Source organism: Rodentibacter caecimuris (assembly GCF_010587025.1).
Classification (GTDB): domain Bacteria; phylum Pseudomonadota; class Gammaproteobacteria; order Enterobacterales; family Pasteurellaceae; genus Rodentibacter; species Rodentibacter caecimuris.
Genome location: NZ_CP040863.1, coordinates 1,605,162 through 1,625,806 on the forward strand (window position 1 = coordinate 1,605,162; position 20,645 = coordinate 1,625,806).

The 20,645-nt window shown below is 40.1% G+C and carries 16 protein-coding genes; 5 read left to right on the forward strand and 11 right to left on the reverse strand.

Annotation, left to right across the window (positions count from 1 at the left end; translation table 11 throughout):
• Positions 1-313: 313 nt before the first annotated feature.
• The 3 genes from glpE to ilvY are packed head-to-tail and all read right to left on the reverse strand — an operon-like array spanning position 314 to position 2,420.
• Positions 314-631 carry a thiosulfate sulfurtransferase GlpE gene (glpE, locus tag FEE42_RS07925; protein WP_018357266.1) on the reverse strand — a complete coding sequence of 106 codons (318 nt, stop codon included), beginning with the start codon at positions 629-631 and terminating at the stop codon, positions 314-316.
• Positions 631-1,509, reverse strand: coding sequence for an EamA family transporter RarD (rarD, locus tag FEE42_RS07930; RefSeq protein ID WP_164028095.1), 879 nt, complete (start codon positions 1,507-1,509; stop codon positions 631-633). The genes glpE and rarD overlap by 1 nt, the downstream gene beginning before the upstream one ends.
• 32 nt (positions 1,510-1,541) lie before the next feature.
• The gene (gene ilvY, locus FEE42_RS07935) at positions 1,542-2,420 is read right to left on the reverse strand and encodes an HTH-type transcriptional activator IlvY (protein WP_164028097.1); all 879 of its coding nucleotides are present in this window, start codon (positions 2,418-2,420) and stop codon (positions 1,542-1,544) included.
• 788 nt (positions 2,421-3,208) lie between these two features.
• Between ilvY and ilvC the strand changes: the two genes are divergently transcribed.
• The 4 genes from ilvC (at position 3,209) to FEE42_RS07955 (ending at position 10,311) form a co-directional block, all read left to right on the forward strand.
• A complete protein-coding gene (gene ilvC / locus FEE42_RS07940; RefSeq protein WP_164028098.1) occupies positions 3,209-4,687 on the forward strand; it encodes a ketol-acid reductoisomerase in 1,479 nt (492 codons plus the stop codon).
• 71 nt (positions 4,688-4,758) lie between these two features.
• Positions 4,759-7,134: an autotransporter outer membrane beta-barrel domain-containing protein gene (locus FEE42_RS07945; protein WP_164028100.1), complete on the forward strand. Its 2,376-nt coding sequence runs from the start codon at positions 4,759-4,761 to the stop codon at positions 7,132-7,134.
• A gap of 439 nt (positions 7,135-7,573) precedes the next feature.
• A complete protein-coding gene (locus FEE42_RS07950; RefSeq protein ID WP_164028102.1) occupies positions 7,574-8,950 on the forward strand; it encodes a tyrosine phenol-lyase in 1,377 nt (458 codons plus the stop codon).
• A gap of 146 nt (positions 8,951-9,096) precedes the next feature.
• The gene (locus tag FEE42_RS07955) at positions 9,097-10,311 is read left to right on the forward strand and encodes an aromatic amino acid transporter (RefSeq protein ID WP_164028104.1); all 1,215 of its coding nucleotides are present in this window, start codon (positions 9,097-9,099) and stop codon (positions 10,309-10,311) included.
• Positions 10,312-10,352: 41 nt separating this feature from the next.
• Here the strand turns inward: FEE42_RS07955 and FEE42_RS07960 are convergent, their stop codons facing one another.
• The 6 genes from FEE42_RS07960 to FEE42_RS07985 all read right to left on the reverse strand — a co-directional run bounded on the left by FEE42_RS07960 (position 10,353) and on the right by FEE42_RS07985 (position 14,677).
• Positions 10,353-11,030 carry a helix-turn-helix transcriptional regulator gene (locus tag FEE42_RS07960; RefSeq protein WP_059368662.1) on the reverse strand — a complete coding sequence of 226 codons (678 nt, stop codon included), beginning with the start codon at positions 11,028-11,030 and terminating at the stop codon, positions 10,353-10,355.
• An 88-nt stretch (positions 11,031-11,118) separates the two neighbouring features.
• Positions 11,119-12,300 carry a formate-dependent phosphoribosylglycinamide formyltransferase gene (purT, locus tag FEE42_RS07965; protein WP_164028105.1) on the reverse strand — a complete coding sequence of 394 codons (1,182 nt, stop codon included), beginning with the start codon at positions 12,298-12,300 and terminating at the stop codon, positions 11,119-11,121.
• Positions 12,301-12,309: 9 nt separating this feature from the next.
• Complete coding sequence (gene luxS, locus FEE42_RS07970; RefSeq protein ID WP_059368664.1) at positions 12,310-12,813, reverse strand: S-ribosylhomocysteine lyase; 504 nt, start codon at positions 12,811-12,813, stop codon at positions 12,310-12,312.
• A 182-nt stretch (positions 12,814-12,995) separates the two neighbouring features.
• Positions 12,996-13,472 carry a YqaA family protein gene (locus FEE42_RS07975; protein ID WP_135969264.1) on the reverse strand — a complete coding sequence of 159 codons (477 nt, stop codon included), beginning with the start codon at positions 13,470-13,472 and terminating at the stop codon, positions 12,996-12,998.
• Positions 13,473-13,474: 2 nt separating this feature from the next.
• Positions 13,475-14,077: a sugar O-acetyltransferase gene (locus FEE42_RS07980; RefSeq protein ID WP_164028823.1), complete on the reverse strand. Its 603-nt coding sequence runs from the start codon at positions 14,075-14,077 to the stop codon at positions 13,475-13,477.
• Positions 14,078-14,677 (reverse strand): beta-phosphoglucomutase family hydrolase, encoded by a 600-nt coding sequence (locus FEE42_RS07985; RefSeq protein ID WP_164028107.1) that lies wholly within the window; start codon positions 14,675-14,677, stop codon positions 14,078-14,080. It abuts the gene before it with no gap.
• Positions 14,678-14,797: 120 nt separating this feature from the next.
• Between FEE42_RS07985 and FEE42_RS07990 the strand changes: the two genes are divergently transcribed.
• A complete protein-coding gene (locus FEE42_RS07990) occupies positions 14,798-15,193 on the forward strand; it encodes a PRD domain-containing protein (RefSeq protein ID WP_059368668.1) in 396 nt (131 codons plus the stop codon).
• On the opposite strand, the gene ppx is transcribed toward FEE42_RS07990, so the two are convergent.
• Both ppx and tamB read right to left on the reverse strand, forming a co-directional pair.
• Entirely contained in the window at positions 15,190-16,734 is a 1,545-nt protein-coding gene (gene ppx, locus FEE42_RS07995) for an exopolyphosphatase (RefSeq protein ID WP_059368669.1), read from the reverse strand. The two genes, FEE42_RS07990 and ppx, sit on opposite strands and share 4 nt — an antisense overlap.
• Before the next feature lie 11 nt (positions 16,735-16,745).
• A complete protein-coding gene (tamB, locus tag FEE42_RS08000; protein WP_164028109.1) occupies positions 16,746-20,642 on the reverse strand; it encodes an autotransporter assembly complex protein TamB in 3,897 nt (1,298 codons plus the stop codon).
• Positions 20,643-20,645 lie beyond the last annotated feature (3 nt).

Below are 20,645 nucleotides of genomic sequence, written 5' to 3' on the forward strand. Positions count from 1 at the left end.
GACCTAAAGTCAATTATAGTTAAGCTCATTTCTATACTCCTAGAGTATAAAAATTGCCAGATTCTATCTTAAAGTTTGTTGCAAAAACAACCTATTTTTTGTAAAGGAAATGTAAATTAAATAAATAAATAAATAAATAAATAAATAAATAAATAAATAAATAAATAAATAAATAAATAAATAAATAAATAAATAAATAAATAAATAAATAAATAAATAAATAAATAAATAAATAAATAAATCAAGATGTTACATCTTAAAAAGATAAAAACAACACTTAATTAAACAATTTCAAAATTTATATATACCACTTTTAATACTCTATTTTAATCGGTAAGTCAGATCTCATCCAACTATCAAATCCGCCAACTATGCTATAGACATTTTCATAACCTTGTTTCGCTAAAAATTCTGCTACGTTACGGCTACTTATACCGTGATAGCAAATAATAATGATTGGAGAATCAAAATCCACTAATTCCTCAAATTGTAAAAAGGTTTGATTGGTTAAATGAAAGGCATCCTTTGGGTGTGAATAGGTATAACGCTGTGCATCGCGCACATCGGCAAGTATTGCCCCTTGCTGCATCATTTCCCACGCTTGTTGAGGGGTAATTTCTTTAAACGACATTATAAAGATCCTTTTGCGTGCTGTTTATACACGCCATCAATAATCACGAGGCTCATCGCCAACACTAAACAAATAAAAAGCGGATAGCTTTCCGCATCAATTTTTTCGCCAATAAAAAACGAAACAAACACCATCATAATGGTTTCCACATAGCCCAATAGTCCGAGTAAATTCATCGGTAGCATATTGCTGGCGATCACATAAGCAATCAGCGCTGTACCACTGATTAAACCAAGCAATATCAATAATCCCCAGATATTCGGGTTAGTTTGTTCCACCACTATAAAATCCGTCTGCAAAGCAAAATAAATACTAATCGGGATTAAACTGAGCATCTCAAGGCAAAAGGAAGCAAGATCGGTATTTTTTAACGCTTTTCGGATTGAAAAATATGAGGTATAACCGATACAAATCACAATAGCTTCCCAAGATAGCCCACCTTTAATCACAATATTTGAAATCACACCGAGAGCAGCAATTAATACGGCAATAAGTTTAAAGGCGGAAATACGTTCTTTAAAAATTAACCGTCCGGCTGCCACCATCACAATGGGTAACAATAAATAGCCAAAAGAGACGCTTAATGAACTCCCATTGTTCGGTGCCCATAAAAACAACCACATTTGAAATCCCATTAATGCTCCGCAAAGAATATAGGAAAGCGCAAAGTGCGGTCGTTTTTGAAGGTGTTTTAAACGTTCGATAAGGGTATTTTTTTGTTTAAAAATCAGCACGGCTAATATGACAAAAGGAAAAGTAAAAATCATTCGATAACCGAAAATATCCGTACCGCTCAGAGGTTTGAGCAACGTAGAAAAATAATATAGATAGCCAAACAAAAAGGAGGCTAACAGTGAAACGAGAATACCTTTTAACATAGGAAATCCTTAATCTGAATTGTCACGCCATTCTATTCCAACATTGCCCAAAAGGCACGAGTTAAGGGCTGGGCTAAATTCCTTTTTTGTGTACAAATCCCTAATTCAAAAGGTTCAACGGGTACATCTAAATTTAAACGGAAAATTTGATCACGCATCGGGCTGTTATTAATCACTGCATCGGGTAACATCGCCAAACCAAATCCCAAACCGACCATTGGCACAATTCCCTCATGCCCAGCCACCGTGGCATAAATTTTCGGATGTTTAATATGTTTTTCGCGCAACCATTGTTCAATTCGTTGCCTTGCGTGACCTTCCACAGGAAAAATAAAAGGTATTTGCTGCCAGTTAATGGGTTTCTCCTGCAATAATTGTGTTGCCAAACAGGCAATACGCGGTGCAATAAGTGAAAGATGAATATCGTCAATTTTATGAAATGCCATGCTTGTAGGCAGATTATTGGGTTTCCCTGCAAGAGCAAGATCGGCTTGCTGAGTTTGAATGAATTCCAAAGCGAGTGCAGGATCACCGGTAGTGAGCTGAATTTCTACTTTTGGATAACGTTGGCGAAATTGTTTTAGTACCTGTGGCAAATGACTATAAGATGCCGTTACGGAACAAAACAGTTTGAGTTCACCGCTCAGTTCGTCCGCCTCATCATAGAGTTGCTGTTTTAATTGTTGCCAATTTTGCCATTCCGTCTTAGCAAATTGGAGAAACCTCTCGCCATATTCTGTGAGATTGACTTGGCGGTTATCACGAATGAAAAGGGTTTTCCCAAGCTCTTCTTCCATACGTTGAATTTGGCGTGAAAGGGTGGAGGGGGACATGTGGTTTTGGGTGGCGGTTTTGGCGAAGTTTTTTGTTTCCGCTAGTTTGATGAATACGTTGAGATCGTTAAATTCCATTATTTTTTCTCTTAATTTTTTTATAAATTAATATTGGGTTTCGCCGATGGCGACCTACTTTCTTTTGCTTGCCCAAAAGAAAGAAGGCAAAGAAAAATGCCCCCTGCTTTTCCTTATTTCCTTTGTTACATTGAATTTGCTTGACGAAAATTTTCTAAACTCGCAACTACGTTGCTCAAACAGACGAAAATTTCCTATAAATTCAACTCCACAAAGGCGGAAAGAAGGGAACCTGACTTGTTATTTCTATGAACCCCAAAAGTGCGGTTAAAATTCGCTATGTTTTTTGTAGAGTAAAATAATTTTAAAATCAACCGCACTTTTACATTAAATGCTCTGATAGATTCGGGGCCCCATATAAATCGCCTTTGCGACTTGGCATTTTTAGCTAAATTTGTACTGTTTGAGCGTAGCGAGTTTACAAATTTAGCGTTAAAAAAATGACAACAAAGCAAAGACAAAATCCAAAGGATTTTGAACGTCGGCTTTGCCGACTGCCCCGAAGGGGTGAGCAAGTCAACTATGCTGAGTTGCGAATAACAGCGATTTAACTGGGCGTGTTTTCTTTGCCTACTTTCTTCTACACGAGTAAAAGAAAGTAGGTCGCCATCGGCGAAATACGATATTAAGTTAAACAAAAAAACATTATTATTGCAAAAACCACAACATCACATTCCCATAATATCACTTTACGCAACCACCAAAAACCTTATAATCCCACTCACAACAAAATAATATGCAAACACAACATCATACAATCACCACCCTTACAAAATTAAGGAAAATATATGGCTAACTATTTCAACACATTGAATTTACGTCAAAAATTAGACCAGTTAGGTCGTTGTCGCTTTATGAATCGCGAAGAATTTGCCGATGAAGCAAACTTCTTAAAAGGTAAAAAAATTGTCATCGTAGGCTGTGGTGCACAGGGCTTAAATCAAGGTTTAAATATGCGTGATTCGGGTTTAGATGTCAGCTATGCGTTACGCCCTGAAGCCATTGCAGAAAAACGCGCTTCATTTCAACGTGCTACCGAAAACGGTTTCAAAGTAGGCACTTACCAAGAATTAATTCCAACCGCAGATTTAGTGGTGAACCTCACACCGGATAAACAACACTCAAAAGTGGTGGCTGATGTAATGCCATTAATGAAACAAGGTGCGGCATTCGGCTATTCTCACGGTTTTAACATTGTTGAACAAGGCGAGCAAATTCGCTCTGATTTAACTGTTGTCATGGTCGCGCCAAAATGTCCGGGTACGGAAGTGCGTGAAGAATACAAACGTGGTTTCGGCGTACCGACATTAATCGCCGTTCACCCTGAAAATGACCCGAAAGGTGAAGGTATGGCAATTGCCAAAGCATGGGCGGCAGCAACCGGTGGCCATCGTGCGGGCGTGTTAGAGTCTTCATTCGTAGCAGAAGTGAAATCCGATTTAATGGGAGAGCAAACCATTCTGTGCGGTATGTTACAAGCAGGTTCTATCGTGTGCTACGACAAATTAGTCGCTGACGGCAAAGATCCTGCCTATGCCGGAAAATTAATCCAATACGGTTGGGAAACCATCACCGAAGCCTTAAAACAAGGCGGTATCACATTAATGATGGATCGCTTATCCAATAGTGCAAAATTACGTGCATTCGAGCTTTCCGAACAAATTAAAGAAAAACTCGGTTTCTTATACTACAAACATATGGATGACATCATCAGCGGTCACTTCTCTGAAACCATGATGGCAGACTGGGCAACCGGCGATAAAGATTTATTCGCATGGCGTGAAGCAACCGCCAAAACTGCCTTTGAGAATGCCCCAAAATATGATGGCAAAATCAGCGAGCAAGAATATTTTGATAACGGTGTATTAATGATCGCAATGGTAAAAGCCGGTGTTGAACTTGCCTTTGACGCCATGGTAGAAAGTGGTATTTATGAAGAATCCGCCTACTACGAATCACTTCACGAATTACCATTAATTGCGAACACGATCGCACGTAAACGTTTATATGAAATGAACGTGGTGATTTCTGACACGGCAGAATACGGTAACTATTTATTCTCTAACATAGCGACCCCAATTCTTGCCAAAGAAATTATCCCAACCCTGCAAAAAGGTGACTTAGGCGAACCAACTCCAACCGTTGAAATCGACAATATCACCTTACGCGATGTGAATGAGGCTATCCATAACCATCCGGTTGAATTGATCGGTCAAGAGTTACGTGGTTATATGACGGATATGAAACGTATCGCAGTTGCGGGTTAATAATTAAACAGATAAAATTTAAGTCGATTTAGTATGAAATCGGCTTTTTTTATATTTAGAGGGAACCAAAAATGAAAAACAATAAGAAAAATGACCGCACTTTTAAACTGAGTTTAGTAGCCATGGCGTTAAGTATGACGAATTTGGCATGGGCTGGTGAGGTGGCTTGTAATAATAGTCGTGTTGAGATTATCGGACAAAATGGAGCTATGCTAAATAACTGTGTAATCGATCAACCCGCTAAATACGGGAAAATCCACATCGAAAATAGCCCAAATACGGTTGTCAATAATACCCAAATATCTGTTCCAAATGATATATTTTCAGGTATCCACATTATGAATTCTAATGTAGAGCTCAATAATGTAACTTTATCCGCAACGCTTATTGAAGCGAAACAAATAAGCCAAGTCGCAGTTGAAGCAATAAACTCGGCTGTGAATATTAATGGGGGACACTATAAAACAGAGACCACTCAAGAAACAAGTGAAGCCTTTCGTTTAAATAATTCTACTTTAAATGTAAAAAATGCAACCATTTCCCTCAGTGGAGAAGCCGGTAGTGGTTTATCATTAGAAAATAATAGCATTGCCAATTTGGAGAATGTCACAATTACCGCAATCAATGGAGCAGATGCAGTATTTTACGATGCAGACAACAATAATACCCGCTCAGGTATTAATATTTCGAATTCCACATTAAAAGCAGATGAAGTTTTATTTGGAATGGTTACAAGTGCCGATCAAAATACTGAAGGTCGATTCCGGGTGAATATTAATAATTCAATATTCGATGCACCTAGAATTATTAGAGCAGAAACCGATATTGTGGATGGTTTTTCTATCACTGAAAATATTACGTTCACAGCCAGTAATAGTAAATTAACCGGTTTAATGAATGTTGAGGATAATAAAAGTAAGCTCGACGTAACGTTAACGAATTCCACTTGGACAATTAAACCATATTTTTATGAAGATGAAGAAGAGGAAAGTGAATTACATTCTGCCAGCGTGACAAATCTTGCACTTAACAATAGCGTGATAAATTTGGAACAAACCGATGATTTCCAAACCCTCACCATCAAAGGTAACCTCACAGGTTCAGGCATATTTAATCTCAATACCAATATCGCAGAAAACAAAGGTGATAAAATTATTATTGAAGGGACTGCGGAGGGCAATCACAAACTAGGGGTGAAAGATCACGGTGTAGCAGCCGCAAATAAAAAATTGACTCTCGTTGAAACAAACGGCGGGAACGCAAAATTTAACTTAACTACTCCAAATAACCGAGTGGATTTAGGTGCATATCAGTATTTCCTAACCAAAGAAGGAAATAACTGGGTCTTGGCGAATTCACAAAGTGTGATCACGCCACCAACAACACCTAATGTACAACCGGAAACACCAAGTACGCCGACAACGCCGGAAAATCCTAATATACAACCAGAAATACCAAGCACACCAACAGCTTCAACAAATCCGAACGTGCAGCCGGAAACGCCAGGCATACCAAATCCATCGGTCGTACTGCCGGTCAAGCCAATTCAACCAAGCAATCCGACATTGCCAAGTTCACCATTACTTAGCAATTTAGCCAATGCGCAAGTCTCGCTCCGTCAAGCCCAATTATTGCTGGTAGAAAGCGAACTCAGCGGTATTCATCAACGTTTAGGCGATATGAAAAACGGCGAAAAAGGCAATGTGTGGGTGCGTAATGTGAATTCTCGTAAAAAATTGACCGCACTTTCTACTGGTGATAGCCAAACTTCAGGCTTTAAGCAAAATGTTCATAGCTTACAATTAGGAGCGGATGTTGCCGTGAAGGATAATTTCCGTCTGGGCGGGTTTATTGGTCGCAGCCAAGCCGATGTTGATTTCAACGGTAATTACGGTGATGGCAAAGTACGCAGCAACAGCGTGGGCTTATACGCTACTTACCTCGCCGATAACGGTATTTACATGGATAACATTGTGAAATATAGCCGTTTGAAAGCTCAATCCGATCACACGGAAAAACGCCATTACAACGCTTACACAGTATCAAGCGAGCTCGGTAAACAATTCAAATTGAGTGGTGATTGGATAATTACACCACAAGCGCAATTAGCTTGGACGCACATTCAAGGTAAAGAGAATGAAGATAGCCTTTCTTCCATTTACTCTCGTGTCGGCTTGCGTGTGGCGAAAAATTTTGCTCTAGCCAACGGTTGGAACTTGCAACCTTATGCGGAAATTAATGCTATTACAAGTCGCAATAATAGTAGCAAAGTTCATTATGCAAACGCTGCGCTTAATGTTGAAGATAGCCGCGGACGTTTTGAAAGTATTCTGGGCGTGAATGCAGGGATAACCGGCCATCACATCGGTTTAGAAATTAGCCGAGCTGACGGAAAACGTTACGATAAACCTTATCAAATTCAAGCAGTATATCGCTATCAATGGTAATAATCCTCTATAAGACGTAAAAAGAGCGGTCATTTTGACCGCTCTTTTTTAATCTTTTGGTATTATGTAGCAAATGCACAATTTAAAGAAAATGTAGAGACGCCAGCATATCGTCCCTACCTATGAAATAAAATTTAAGTTTGTGCAACTGCTACATAATACCGTAATCCTTCCTATTCAAGTATTATCTCTTACCCCTGCTTTACCAATTCGAGATAGTAAGTCGTTAAAAAACGAGTAAAGCATTCCAACTCAAACTCACTAAAAAATTGTCATTTATACTATTCTCTTGCTATTTTTAATAAATTTTTATTATTTGAGACAGAGATCACAGTTTATATAAAAATTTTTTATTAATATAGCCATAACTCGATGATGGATGTTGATGGACGAGTTATAAAGGCAAAGAATCTTAACTCACTATTTTAGGAGAAATATTATGACATACTATCCAGCCGAACCGTTCCGTATTAAAAGCGTTGAACCCGTCTCTATTTTGCCAAAAGCAGAACGTGAAAAAGCGATGAAAGAAGCAGGATATAATACTTTCCTACTTGATTCTAAAGATGTATATATCGATCTCCTTACCGATAGCGGCACAAATGCCATGAGCGATCGTCAATGGGCAGGTATTATGTTAGGTGATGAAGCCTATGCCGGCAGTCGAAACTTCTACCATCTTCAAGAAACCGTGCAGGAATTATTTGGCTTTAAGTACATTGTACCGACCCATCAAGGACGCGGTGCGGAAAATATTCTTTCCCGTATAGCTATTAAACCCGGACAATATGTGCCTGGCAATATGTACTTTACAACCACCCGCTATCACCAAGAAACAAATGGTGGTATTTTCTACGACATCATTCGTGATGAAGCCCATGATGCAACGCTCAATATACCATTTAAAGGAGATATTGATCTTAAAAAGCTAGAAAGTTTAATTAATGAAAAAGGGGCAGAAAACATTGCTTATGTTTGCTTAGCGGTAACAGTGAACCTTGCGGGCGGCCAACCTGTTTCCATCGCCAATATGAAAGCGGTGCGTGAATTAACCAAAAAACACGGCATTAAGGTATTTTATGATGCAACGCGCTGTGTTGAGAACGCTTATTTCATTAAAGAACAGGAAGAAGGCTACCAAGATCGCTCTATTAAATCCATTATTTATGAAATGTTCAGCTATGCCGATGGTTGTACGATGAGCGGCAAGAAAGACTGCTTAACCAATATTGGCGGTTTCTTATGTATGAATGATGAAGAATTATTTATGAAATCAAAAGAAATGGTGGTGGTCTTTGAAGGTATGCCGTCTTATGGCGGTATGGCAGGGCGTGATATGGAAGCGATGGCAATCGGCTTAAAAGAAGCCGCTCAAGAAGAATATATTGAGCATCGTGTGAAACAAGTCCGTTACCTTGGTGAAAAACTAAAAGCAGCCGGTGTGCCAATAGTTGAACCCATCGGTGGCCATGCCGTATTCTTGGATGCCCGCCGTTTCTGCCCACATTTGAAGCAAGAAGAGGACTTCCCCGCACAAGCACTGGCAGCGGCAATTTATGTTGAGTGTGGTGTGCGTACCATGGAACGCGGTATTATTTCCGCAGGCCGAGATATTAAAACCGGTGAAAATCATCATCCAAAATTGGAAACCGTGCGTATCACCATTCCTCGTCGTGTTTATACCTATGCCCATATGGATCTTGTTGCAGACGGTATTATTCACTTGTTCAAACACAAAGAAGATATTAAAGGCCTTCGTTTTGTATATGAGCCAAAACAGTTGCGTTTCTTCACCGCACGTTTTGAACAAAAATAAGTGTAATGCTCCTACTTCAGCAATGGAGTAGGCGCTTTTTATGTCCGAACTTAAAGCGAAAACATTCTAATGACATTGTTTTTTTGATGTGTTGTCAAATAAGGACGTGACTCGCCTTTCTATAAAAATAAGAAAGGAGAAAACTCATGAACAAAACACTGGGCAGTACACTCATTACTTCCGGAACTATGATTGGCGCGGGAATGCTTGCTATGCCACTCACCTCTGCAGGAATGGGATTAACCTTCACAATTATTTTACTTGGCATTTTATGGGTATTACTGACATACAGTGCATTGCTTTTTGTCGAGGTGTATCAAACGGCTGAATATGATGCCGGAATAGGCACGTTAGCTTCACAATATTTTGGGAAATTGGGAAGAATCGTTACAACAAGCGTATTAATGATCTTTTTATATGCTTTATTGTCCGCTTACATCACGGGAGGAGGCGCAATTCTTTTCTCAACATTGCCTGATTTTGCAATGCCTAATCTGAAAATGAAAGCCGCTATCCTACTATTCACTATATTTTTTGGAATTTTTATCATTATTGGTACACAAATTGTCGATATATTAAATCGAATTTTGTTTGTGTTTATGCTTCTAGCATTACTCATTGTTTTAGGCTTAATGATTCCGGAAATTAAATTAGACAACCTTATGGCGATGCCAATAGATAGCACGTTGCTCATTTCAGCAAGTCCGGTTTTCTTCACTGCATTTGGTTTTCACGGTTCGATTCCATGTCTTAATAAATACCTTGAAGGAGACGTAAGAGCGCTCAGAATTTCGATTATTTTGGGTTCTGCGATGACCTTAATTGGCTATATTTTATGGCAATGTTCAACTCACGGCGTATTAAGTCAAACAAAATTCCTTGAAATACTACATCAAGATCCGACCCTAAACGGGCTTATTGAAGCGGTTAGAACAATCACCGGAAGCAGCATTATTGCAGGCATAGTAAAAATCTTCTCAGCACTTGCCCTGATAACCTCTTTCTTAGGTGTCGCACTAGGTTTACTCGAATGTATTGAGGATCTACTCAAACGTGCCTGTAATATTTCAACGAATCGATTATGCCTAGGATTTTTAACTTTTCTTCCTCCTCTCCTATTCGCATTCTTCTATCCCGAAGGTTTTATTTTAGCACTGGGTTACGCAGGACAAATGTTTGCATTCTATGCGGTTGTATTACCGGCAGCATTAGTATGGAAAGCGCGAAAACTGTATCCTAATCTTCCCTATCGGGTTATTGGCGGTAAGGGTATTCTAATAGTGATTTCTATTTTAGGTATGATCATTGTCAATATCCCTTTCCTCATAAAATTAGGATTTTTACCGGCAGTTGTTGGCTAATAAAAAAATTGACATTCTTATTTAGAATGTCAATGTTCCTCTTATTTTTTCTGCTTAATATTTTTTAAATATCGATAAACGCTAGGCTCTGATATTCTCAAATATTTTGCCACAAAAGGAACCGCACCTTTAATATTAAATATTCCTTTCTCAAATAAAACACGGATAGAATTTTCTTTTTGTCTTAGTGTTAAACTTTTCTCGGAGTCCAGTAACGTGAGATCTATATATTCAGACAAAATATCTTCGACTGAATTTTCAAGTTTTTCCTGACTAATTATTTCCGATTCTTCCATTTCTGCAAATGCCGAATCGATACCTAATAAATTAACAAACACCCCTAAATTTTCTAGTGAGATTAGTTTGCTCATCGTATCAACAAGCTCGGATGTATCATGATTAATACACAATATTCCTTCTAGTTTATCTCCATTTTTTATAAAATAAGTTGAACCTCGAATGAGCTTATCAGAATCCCCCACGGCTTTATAATTAGAAACAAAGTCTTTATCTAAATAAACTTTATCCTGTAACATATTTAAGGCAAAAGAACTTAGCGGTGAAGAAAGCGTTCTCCCACTAACGTGATTATTTGCTATCGCTTCCATTGAAGTTTTATTTTTATCAACAGAATGAAAAACCACCTCATATTTTGGCCCAAGTACATTACCTAAAAAATGGGTTAATCCAATAAAATATTTCTTTTGCACATTATTCATAATATCGTGACTTATCCCCTTTTATTAAATTTGGGTTTATTCTTAATAAAAAGGCATATCCTAAAATATGCCTAAATAATGAAATAATTTACAACTTAACGTCTAATTTTTCATAAGCCCGTTTTACTTTTTCTAATGCTTTTTCTACCGAAATATCACGAGCCAGTACCACGCCCAAGCGGCGATGACCGTTTACTTCCGGTTTTCCAAACAAACGGATATTGGTGTGCGATTCGGCAAGCAATTTATCAATGCCACCAAATTGAACATTCTTTGATTGCCCCTCCACTACAATAGCTTTAGAAGCCGATGGGCTAATTAAGGTTATTTCGGGAATAGGTAACCCCAAAATGGCACGAGCGTGTAAGGCAAATTCGGATAATTCTTGTGAAATTAAAGTGACCATACCGGTATCATGCGGGCGTGGTGAAACTTCATTAAAAATCACCTCATCACCACAGACAAACATTTCTACTCCGAAAATGCCACGTCCACCTAATGCGCCGGTGATTTTTTCCGCAATAGCTTGTGCTTTTTGTAAAGCAATCTCAGACATTGCCTGCGGTTGCCAAGATTCGCGATAATCACCGTCCTCTTGGCGATGTCCGATTGGCGCAAGGAAACTCGTTCCATTAATATGGCGAACGGTTAATAACGTAATTTCGTAATCAAATTTAACAAAACCTTCTACAATGACACGTCCTGCTCCGGCACGCCCACCCTCCTGCGCATAGTCCCACGCTTTTTGTAGATCGTCTTTTGATTTCAAAATACTTTGACCATGGCCCGAAGAAGACATAATCGGTTTCACCACACAAGGAATGCCTATTTTTTCTACCGCACTTTGAAAATCAACAAAATTATCGACAAATTGATAAGGTGAAGTAGGCAAGCCTAATTCCTCGGAAGCCAAACGGCGAATGCCTTCCCGATTCATGGTGAGCTGCGTAGCTTTTGCCGTTGGAACGACATTAAAACCGGCTTGTTCCAATTCCACTAAAGTCGCCGTGGCAATCGCTTCCACTTCTGGCACAATATAATCAGGTTTTTCCTTTTCGACTAAAGCTTTCAGTGCATCACCGTCTAGCATAGAAATCGTATAAGCACGGTGCGCCACTTGTTGTGCCGGTGCATTTTCGTAACGATCTACCGCGATCACTTCTACACCTAAACGCTGTAATTCAATGACGACTTCTTTGCCTAACTCACCGGATCCCAACATCATCACTTTAGTTGCATTCGGGCTTAATGCGGTGCCAAGGGTTGTCATATTCTCTCCTTATTTTAGTAATGATTCGTCAAGGGTAAGATCAGAATTCTTATTCACACCAACCCCTCGAGCAATGATATTTTTGGCAATCTCGTGCGCTTCATCAAGAGAATGTTCCGTATAAGTGCCGCATTGGTAAATATTTAATTCCGGAATTGCTGTTTGATCTTTCACGTTTAAAATATCCTGCATCGCAGCCAACCACGCCTGCGCCACCTGCTGTTCGTTCGGAGTACCGATTAATGACATATAAAAACCGGTACGGCAACCCATTGGAGAAATATCAATAATTTCCACACTCTCACTATTTAAATGATCGCGCATAAAGCCGGCAAACAAATGCTCAAGGGTATGGATCCCTTTTGGCGGCAGAATTTCCTTGTTTGGAATACAGAAACGTAAATCAAAAATTGTGATGTCATCGCCCTTTGGCGTTTGCATTGTTTTGGCAATACGCACGGCCGGTGCATTCATTTTCGTGTGATCCACTTTAAAACTATCAAGTAACGGCATAAACTTTTCCTTATAAATCATTTGGTTGTAAATTTTCTTCAAGAAATTGTCAATTTTCTCAATTCCCTTTGAACTTTTCTGCAAAGCCTTAGTCTTATAGAGTAAGCAACTTGCAGTTGTTTAATAAAATTGGTTCCTTAGGTTATTCGCCCTTCACTTGCTGAAGGGCATTTTTTTGCATTTTATAATAAGAACGCCGTACTTAAAAACAATAACAGTGTATAACGTGCTAATTTACCAAGAAAAATAAATAAACAGCTTGCTGCAAAGTTTAGACGTAGCCAGCCCGCAATAGCACAAAATAAATCGCCTACAACAGGTAACCAGCTCAATAATAATGCCACCGCACCATAACGTTGAAGTTTTTCCATTATCCATAAAGTGCGGTCATTTTTGCTTTCAAATTTAGGAAACCAACATCCAATCGCATAGGTCGTAAGACTTCCCAAAGTATTTCCCAACGTGGCAATAAAAATAAGCCCCAAAACATCCGCACTTAAGAGCGGATTGAGGGTTAATTTAGGGATAGCCAATGTCATAAACACAATTTCCGAATTACCGGGCAATACCGTAGCACTTAAAAAGGCACTGGCGAACATCAACCATAATGCGTGATTCTGCCAGAAATCAGCCCAAAAGCTAAAGGAAAACCAATCCATCGCTAGACATCCGGCCGATAAGTCCGAATATAATATTCACGATCCTGTTTAGTAATTTCACGCACGATACGGCAAGGGTTACCAAACGCAAGCACGTTATTCGGCAGATCTTTACTGACCACACTGCCCGCCCCAATAACGACATTATCTCCGATAGTAACCCCCGGCAAAACCACCACATTGCCACCAACCCAAACATTATTGCCGATGGTGATCGGCTTTGCCTGTTCCCAGCCAATATTACGTAATTCCGCATCTAAAGGATGTCCCACCGTATAAAGGCTAACATTGGGTGCGAACATCACATCGTCACCAATGGTAATTCCGCCATTATCTAACATTACACAATGGTAATTCGCAAAAAAATTTTTTCCGACTTTAATATTTATCCCGTAATCACAATGAAAAGGTTCATTAATCGAAGTAGTTTCATCGGCCTGACCAAACAACTTTCTAATCAAGTTATTTTGCATTTCCTCATCATTTGGTGAAGTGCGGTTAAACTCAAACAAAATTTCCCTTGCACGTTGGCGCATCACCGTTAATTCGGATTTCATCGGCAAGTGAGCCAAACCCGCCATCATTTTTTCATATTCCGTCATTATTTATGCCTTAATGATTTGGTGAGAACGCACATCAAATACGTCCATTCCTGCGCTAAGCCCTGCCTGAATGCCTAAATCCGCATCCTCAAATACAATGCAGTTTATCGGATTCACCCCGGTTAATTCCGCACAACGTAAAAACGTTTCCGGATGCGGTTTGTGTTCTTTTACATCGTCGGCACTGACAATCGCATTAAAATAAGGCGCAATGGCAAGTTTATTCATTAACATATCGATCAAATGGCGGTGAGAACCGGAACCAAGCGAAATCGGTTTTTTCCGATAATAGTGTCGAACAACCTCAAAGGTAGGAAGCAATTTGGATTCAGTTGGGATAAGCTGATAGGAAAGCGCCCGTTTCGCCTCAATCACCTCATCAAGATGGCGTTGTGGCATACCGGCTTTTTCCATAATCGCCAAGGCAATGGTTCGCACCGTAGCACCGCCTAGCTGATACATAATTTGGCTGTCAAAATCATAGCCGAATTGCTCACCCACCATTCCCCAAGCACGAGCATGTACCAGCATTGTGTCAATCAATGTGCCATCCATATCAAAAATCAACCCTTCATAGCGGTCGAAAAGTGCATTGTCTATCATCTTTATTTCTTAATTCCTTATGAGATTTATGATTTGTTACAGATTTGTGATCTCTGCACTGTTTTCTTTATATAAAGTGCGGTAGATTATGAAAGTGATTTTAGTGGAACGGGAGAAAAAATGCGACTGCTTGATCAGCTTGAGCGTTGGAAATTACGTGGGCAAATTAATCAACCGATTATTGACATCGTACTTCAACTACATGATCGCCTCAAAAACCACTGGCAAGCGGACGTGAACACGGCATTAGTCAATATGTTGTTGTTCCATATCGCCTGTAGCTTAGGTCGTATAGAACGCGGCGGCTGTGTTTCTCCACTCTATCAGGACATATTTGAAGAAATCCAGCGTGCAACTATTTTGCCTCAGGTTTTGGCGATTCATGAGGATCTCCTCTCTTTCATACCTTTTGAGATTCCTCATGCAGAACAAACTTATTTTTTAGCAAATATTTATTCGTTGCTACTGGAGCAAGAACAAATTTACCAAACGCCAACCACTACTCCCACCGATTAATTAAATACCAATCCTAATCCCAATTCTTTCAATCCGTTACTTTCTTGTCTAAGCTCATTCCAAATCAATGGGTTGCGATCCAGATAACCCGGTTCAAATCCCAATATCCAATCCTTAAAAGTGCGGTTGGTTTTGAGGGTGATTTTTTGTGTTTTTTCTGTGGCTTGACGTGATTTATTTAAGATTACGGCAAGGCGCAACAATCGGATTAACGCCACCACGTCCTGTTCATCATAGCGGGAAAATTTCACCAAATCCGCCATTTTTAATATGCCGAGATGCAGACGAACAAGCAATACAAGTAAGCGTTGTTGCTCACGATCAAATCCCGGTAATTTCATATTTTGCAGAATATAGGCAGAATGTTTTTGCATACCTTTATGATTAATCACAATACCAACCTCGTGTAAGCGTGCCGACCAAAGCAACAAATCCCGCATTTCTTCTGCCAGTTCCAGCTTGACCCATCCGGTATATTGATGCGCCAATAAATTTGCACTACCGGCTGTACGGTGTGCTTGATCCGAATCAATATCAAATTGTTCCGTTAATCCCCATGCGGTACGCGCGCGAATATCCGCTACTTGGAAATTTTTCTCAAGGTTATACATCACCCCTTCACGCAATGCACCGTCAGAATAACGCATCTGCTCAATATGGAATACATCAAATATTGCATTTAAAATAGCCAATCCCGGTACAAATACATCCACCCGCTCCGGATTCAACCCAACAATATTGAGTTCATTAAAATGTTTCGCACGCAAAGTTTGTTCGATTAAATCCTCTAAACGTGCTTTCGTAATAATCCCGTTTGGTTCAAAGGTGGTTGCAATGACTTGATGTACCGCTTTTATTGTACCGGACGAACCCAATACGGATTGCCAACCGAGATTGCGGTATTCCCAGCCTAAATCTTCAATTTTATTCGTTGCATTTTGATAAGCTTTTTCAAAATTTTCTTTGGAAATTTCGCCGTTTTTGAAATATTTTGAAGCAAAGCTGACACAACCCATATGACGACTTTCTGCTACAATCGGAGTAAAATCATCTCCAATGATCATTTCGGTCGAACCGCCGCCAATATCAATCACCAATTTTCTGCCTCTTTCCGGCTGGGTATGGCACACACCGGCATAAATAGTTTTAGCTTCGGCTTGCCCACTGATAATATTGATCGGATAAGGAAATACTTTCGCAGCCTGACGTAAAAATTCATCGTTATTGACCGCTCTTCGTAACGTGTAAGTGCCTACTACACACACATTTTCCGAGGCAAAACCTTGCAAACGTTCGGCAAAGAGCGCCAAACAATCGACACCGCGGGTAATCGCCTCTTGATTTAACACGCCGTTTTCATCTAACCCTTCTGCTAATTTTACTTTTTGTTTTAAACGTGACAGCACCTGAATCGAGCCGTTCATAATGCGTGCCACAATCATATGAAAACTGTTTGAACCGAGATCAATCGCCGCAATTTCCCGCACATTAACACGGGGATAAGGCTGTGTATCTTGTTCAGTCTGTATTTTGTTACTCATAAAAATGATTCCTAAAATTCAAATTGATAAAGTAAATCGAAAACTTGGTTTGTGCCGGAAACCGATTGAAAATAAAGTTGTGGCAGTAAACGATAGCGTAGGGTAACTTCGGCTAAACCATCAAACAAACCGACCCCATATTTTACCTGTAAGCGTTTACCGATATTACCGCTTACTTGTACTTTAGAGCTATCACCCACTCCGGCAGTACCTAAGTTCAAATCTTGAATCCCAAAGGCTTCGCCAATTCCCCCCACAAGTTTGCCGCTCTTCGCCAAGCCCATACCAAGCAATGCAGCGCCCACAGAGCCACCGCTTCCGGCTTGTCCGCTGTCTTCCAAAGAACGCCCGGTTAATAAGTAGGAAAGCGCCTGATCTTGTGGTTTACTCGGGTTTGAGAATATCGTCACTTCCGGATTGCTTGCTACCCCCACCACTTTTACACCGGCGGTAATATTGCTATCCTCCATGGCTTCCGGATTACGGATTGCCTCAATATTTAACATAGGTTGTGAAGGTAAACCCGCGAAATTAATTTGCCCTTTGCGAATAAGCAAATCTTGTCCAAAAGAAGCGTAACGCCCATTTTTCAAATCTATTTGACCGTACAATCCCAGCCGCCCCTTTTCCTGTTTCACGGAAAGCAAGCCTTCCAAATTGGATTTGAAACCATAGGCATCAAAATGGACATCGTTGCCGATTTTGATTTTCAGATCAGAACGAATTTCCATACCCGACTTGGTGGTTGAAGCAAATTCACGGTTAATTAATTCTTCTTTACTCTTGCGCGGCCCGTTTAAAATGACTTCATCTTCGCTCACCGGCTCCGCATTATCCGGCAAGGTATCTACTTTAATTCTCGCCCATGGAATATCCACATTACCCGATAATTCCAATAATTTCGGTGTAGCCTTTGCCAATACATTGGTAGAAAGGCGAAGTTTACCCATAGAAGGCAAATCGAGCTTAAAATTCTCCGTTTCTGCCCGCACTTCCGTATTCCAATTGGCTAAATTTGCCCAATTTGCACGCCCCGTCATAGTTAAACGTCCTTCCGGCGTTTGTACATTACCTTGCAGCGTTGAGCTAGTGCCGTTAAAACGAATGGCGATATCACCTTTTGTTACTTCAAAAGGTAACATTTTCAGCTTGGTTGCCACATTCCGAACATCAAAATAACCGTTCAATAACGGTTTTTCAAGATTTCCCGCTAACGTCAGTGTTGAAACAATTTCACCGTTGATGCTTTCGCCATTGCTGAATAGTTGGTTTACTAATGCTAAATTCAAGCGTTCAATATTGAGCGTTCCGCCAAGATGACGCGCCCCGCTTAAATCATTCAATTTTAAATTGGTATGAATACGGCCTTGATTTTGTACATTAATGTCGGATTTTAAGGTCAAATTATTATTTTGAATATCCGCATTAAGTGACAATTTAGGCACATTCAATTTAAAAGTGCGATAATCCAACTTTTGCGTAATACCCAAGTTATCACCGTTTAATGCAACATTTAAAACGAACGGCTTATCGGCAAACCAGGCGACTTTTCCCTCGCTGCGAAGCTGACCCTTTAAGCTGTCTTGTTGAGTCAGTTTATTCACCAATTCCAAGTTAATACGTTTTATATTAAATGGAATTTCACCATTTGCGCCAGCAGTAAAGGTCTGCGGAAAACATAAATCCACATCCGTATTGACCCAACAGTGCGCCCCAACCGAGACTTGGGCTTTTTTATTGTTATAAGTAACCGGAATAGACTGATTCGATTTAACTTCACCAATCGGCGTATCAATTTTTACCTGACTTAAACTCCCTTGCCATTGCTGCGAAGTGCGGTCAAAATTTCCGGAGAGTTGTAAATTCGCCGCAGCGGGTTCCCCCTGAGACGCTAAAACCAATTTGTGATTTTTTTCATCGCCGGAAAACATTAAATCGACCGAGCGCATTGCCACCGCATCGCCATAGCGAATATTACCGCCTTTCACCGTCAAATCCCCTTTCAGTAGCGGAGAACTCGAAATATTGCCCCTAATCGCCGCATTGGCAATATTTAGGGTTTGCCAGTGGAGGTTTTGCGTCTTGAGATCAATCGCCACATTCGGTTCACTCAATCTACCTTTTATTGCAGCGTTCCCAACTACAGAACCCGCCAAATCACCATACAATCCCTGTAAATTCGGCGCATTAATCTCCAAGACTAAATCCGATTGCTCACTTAGCGAACCTTTAGCGTGAAGCCGATTATCGCCATAATTTAGCAAGAGATGAGGGGTATTGAGTAATACTTTATCATTTAAGATCAGGTTACCTTTCAAACTTAACGGACGGTTAGAAAGTGTACCGTTTAAATCCAACATAGGGATATCCACGTGCCAACCGGCACTCCCCGCAGAACCCGATGTTGCCAATGAACCGGATAGCACCGCCGGCATTGTGGGAACGTAAGGGCGGATATTCATTTTATTTAGATCCGTATCCACCTTCCATTTCACGCCCTGTTTCCAATTTGCCGATCCGCTCAATTTCGCTGAACCGCCAAGCGCAGCTAGATCTAATTGATTGATGTTTACCTCGTATAATTTGCCTTCGGCATCAAGGGTTAAACGGGTCGGCGGAATATGTCCCATTCCTTCCATTTTTCCCTCAAGTTCCGCACGATAATTCAGTAAATCACCGTTTAATTTTAATGCTACATCATTCCACTTAAGTGGCGACAGTCCTTCTGCAAAAGCATATTGCCCATTGGAGACTTTTAGGTTGAAATTCAATGGCATTTTGTCTTCAGCCAATTTTACTTCACCCTTTAATTCCGCATTTACTACGCCTTTTGTATTAAGAGAAAGTGCGGTCGTTTTTTTCAACGATCCGGAAAGCAAAAATTGCACATCACTTTTAGGTAGGATTTCTTTTCCTTTGGATTGAATAGCCTTCAATTCGGAAGTGAGGGTCAAATTCACAGGAAAATCGCCATTAAGTTGTAATGAACCCTGTGAATTAACATTGCCTAACGAACTTTCTAAAGCAAATTTCTTCAGTTCAACATGATGCCCCGTAGCATCAGCCTGCAAGATGAGGGAAGGCAGGGTAATGCGTTGCAATTCTTCCGCTTGTTCGTTTTGAGAGAGATACAGCCAATCTTTCGCCACAAGGCTTGGAATATGAATATCAAAGGGTAAATTTACTTCATTTAAATTGCCTAAAAATGCGGGTGTCAGATTTTGCTCAATCCGATCCCAATCCACCGGTGGATTATTTTTCGGTTCAGCCGTTTTTTCCGTTTGATTGAATTGAATACTTTTAACATTAAGCGTATCAAGTTCAGTCGGTGCTAAGGTCAAACCCGATTTATTATTTAAACCGACCGCACTTTGAAAACGATCGAGGGCAATATGGGTTTGATCAAGTTGAAGATGAAGGGCTTCTACCGTTATATTTTTCACATCAAGACTGATCGGCAAATTCAATTTTTCCAGCTTGCTATTTTCAGTCTGCCGAGGGGCTGAGGGCGGTAATTTTGATGTGTCGATTAAAATATTAGGGGATTTGACAGAAATATCTTCCACACAAATTTTGCGAGAAAGTAAGCAACTAAAGTCGAGTTGTAGGCGAGCTTGGGTAATTTGGCTATCGATACCTGCCGTTTGATAACGCACGTTTTGCAAAATCAACCCTTGTTGAAGCCCCCCCTCAATATGTTCGATTGAAAGATCATCAAGCAGTTTATCCGCCAGTTGGATAAGGCTCCGTTGCCCGGCTGCAAAAGAAAGCATTCCCACAAGGGCAAAAACAGGTACAAAAATGACTGCACTTCCCAAACAAATGGCTTTACGTAAACAACCTTTTTTCTTTTTTGACATCGTTTTAGGGGGTGTTTCTTCCGTTTGTTTTATTTCTTGTTCCGACATAAT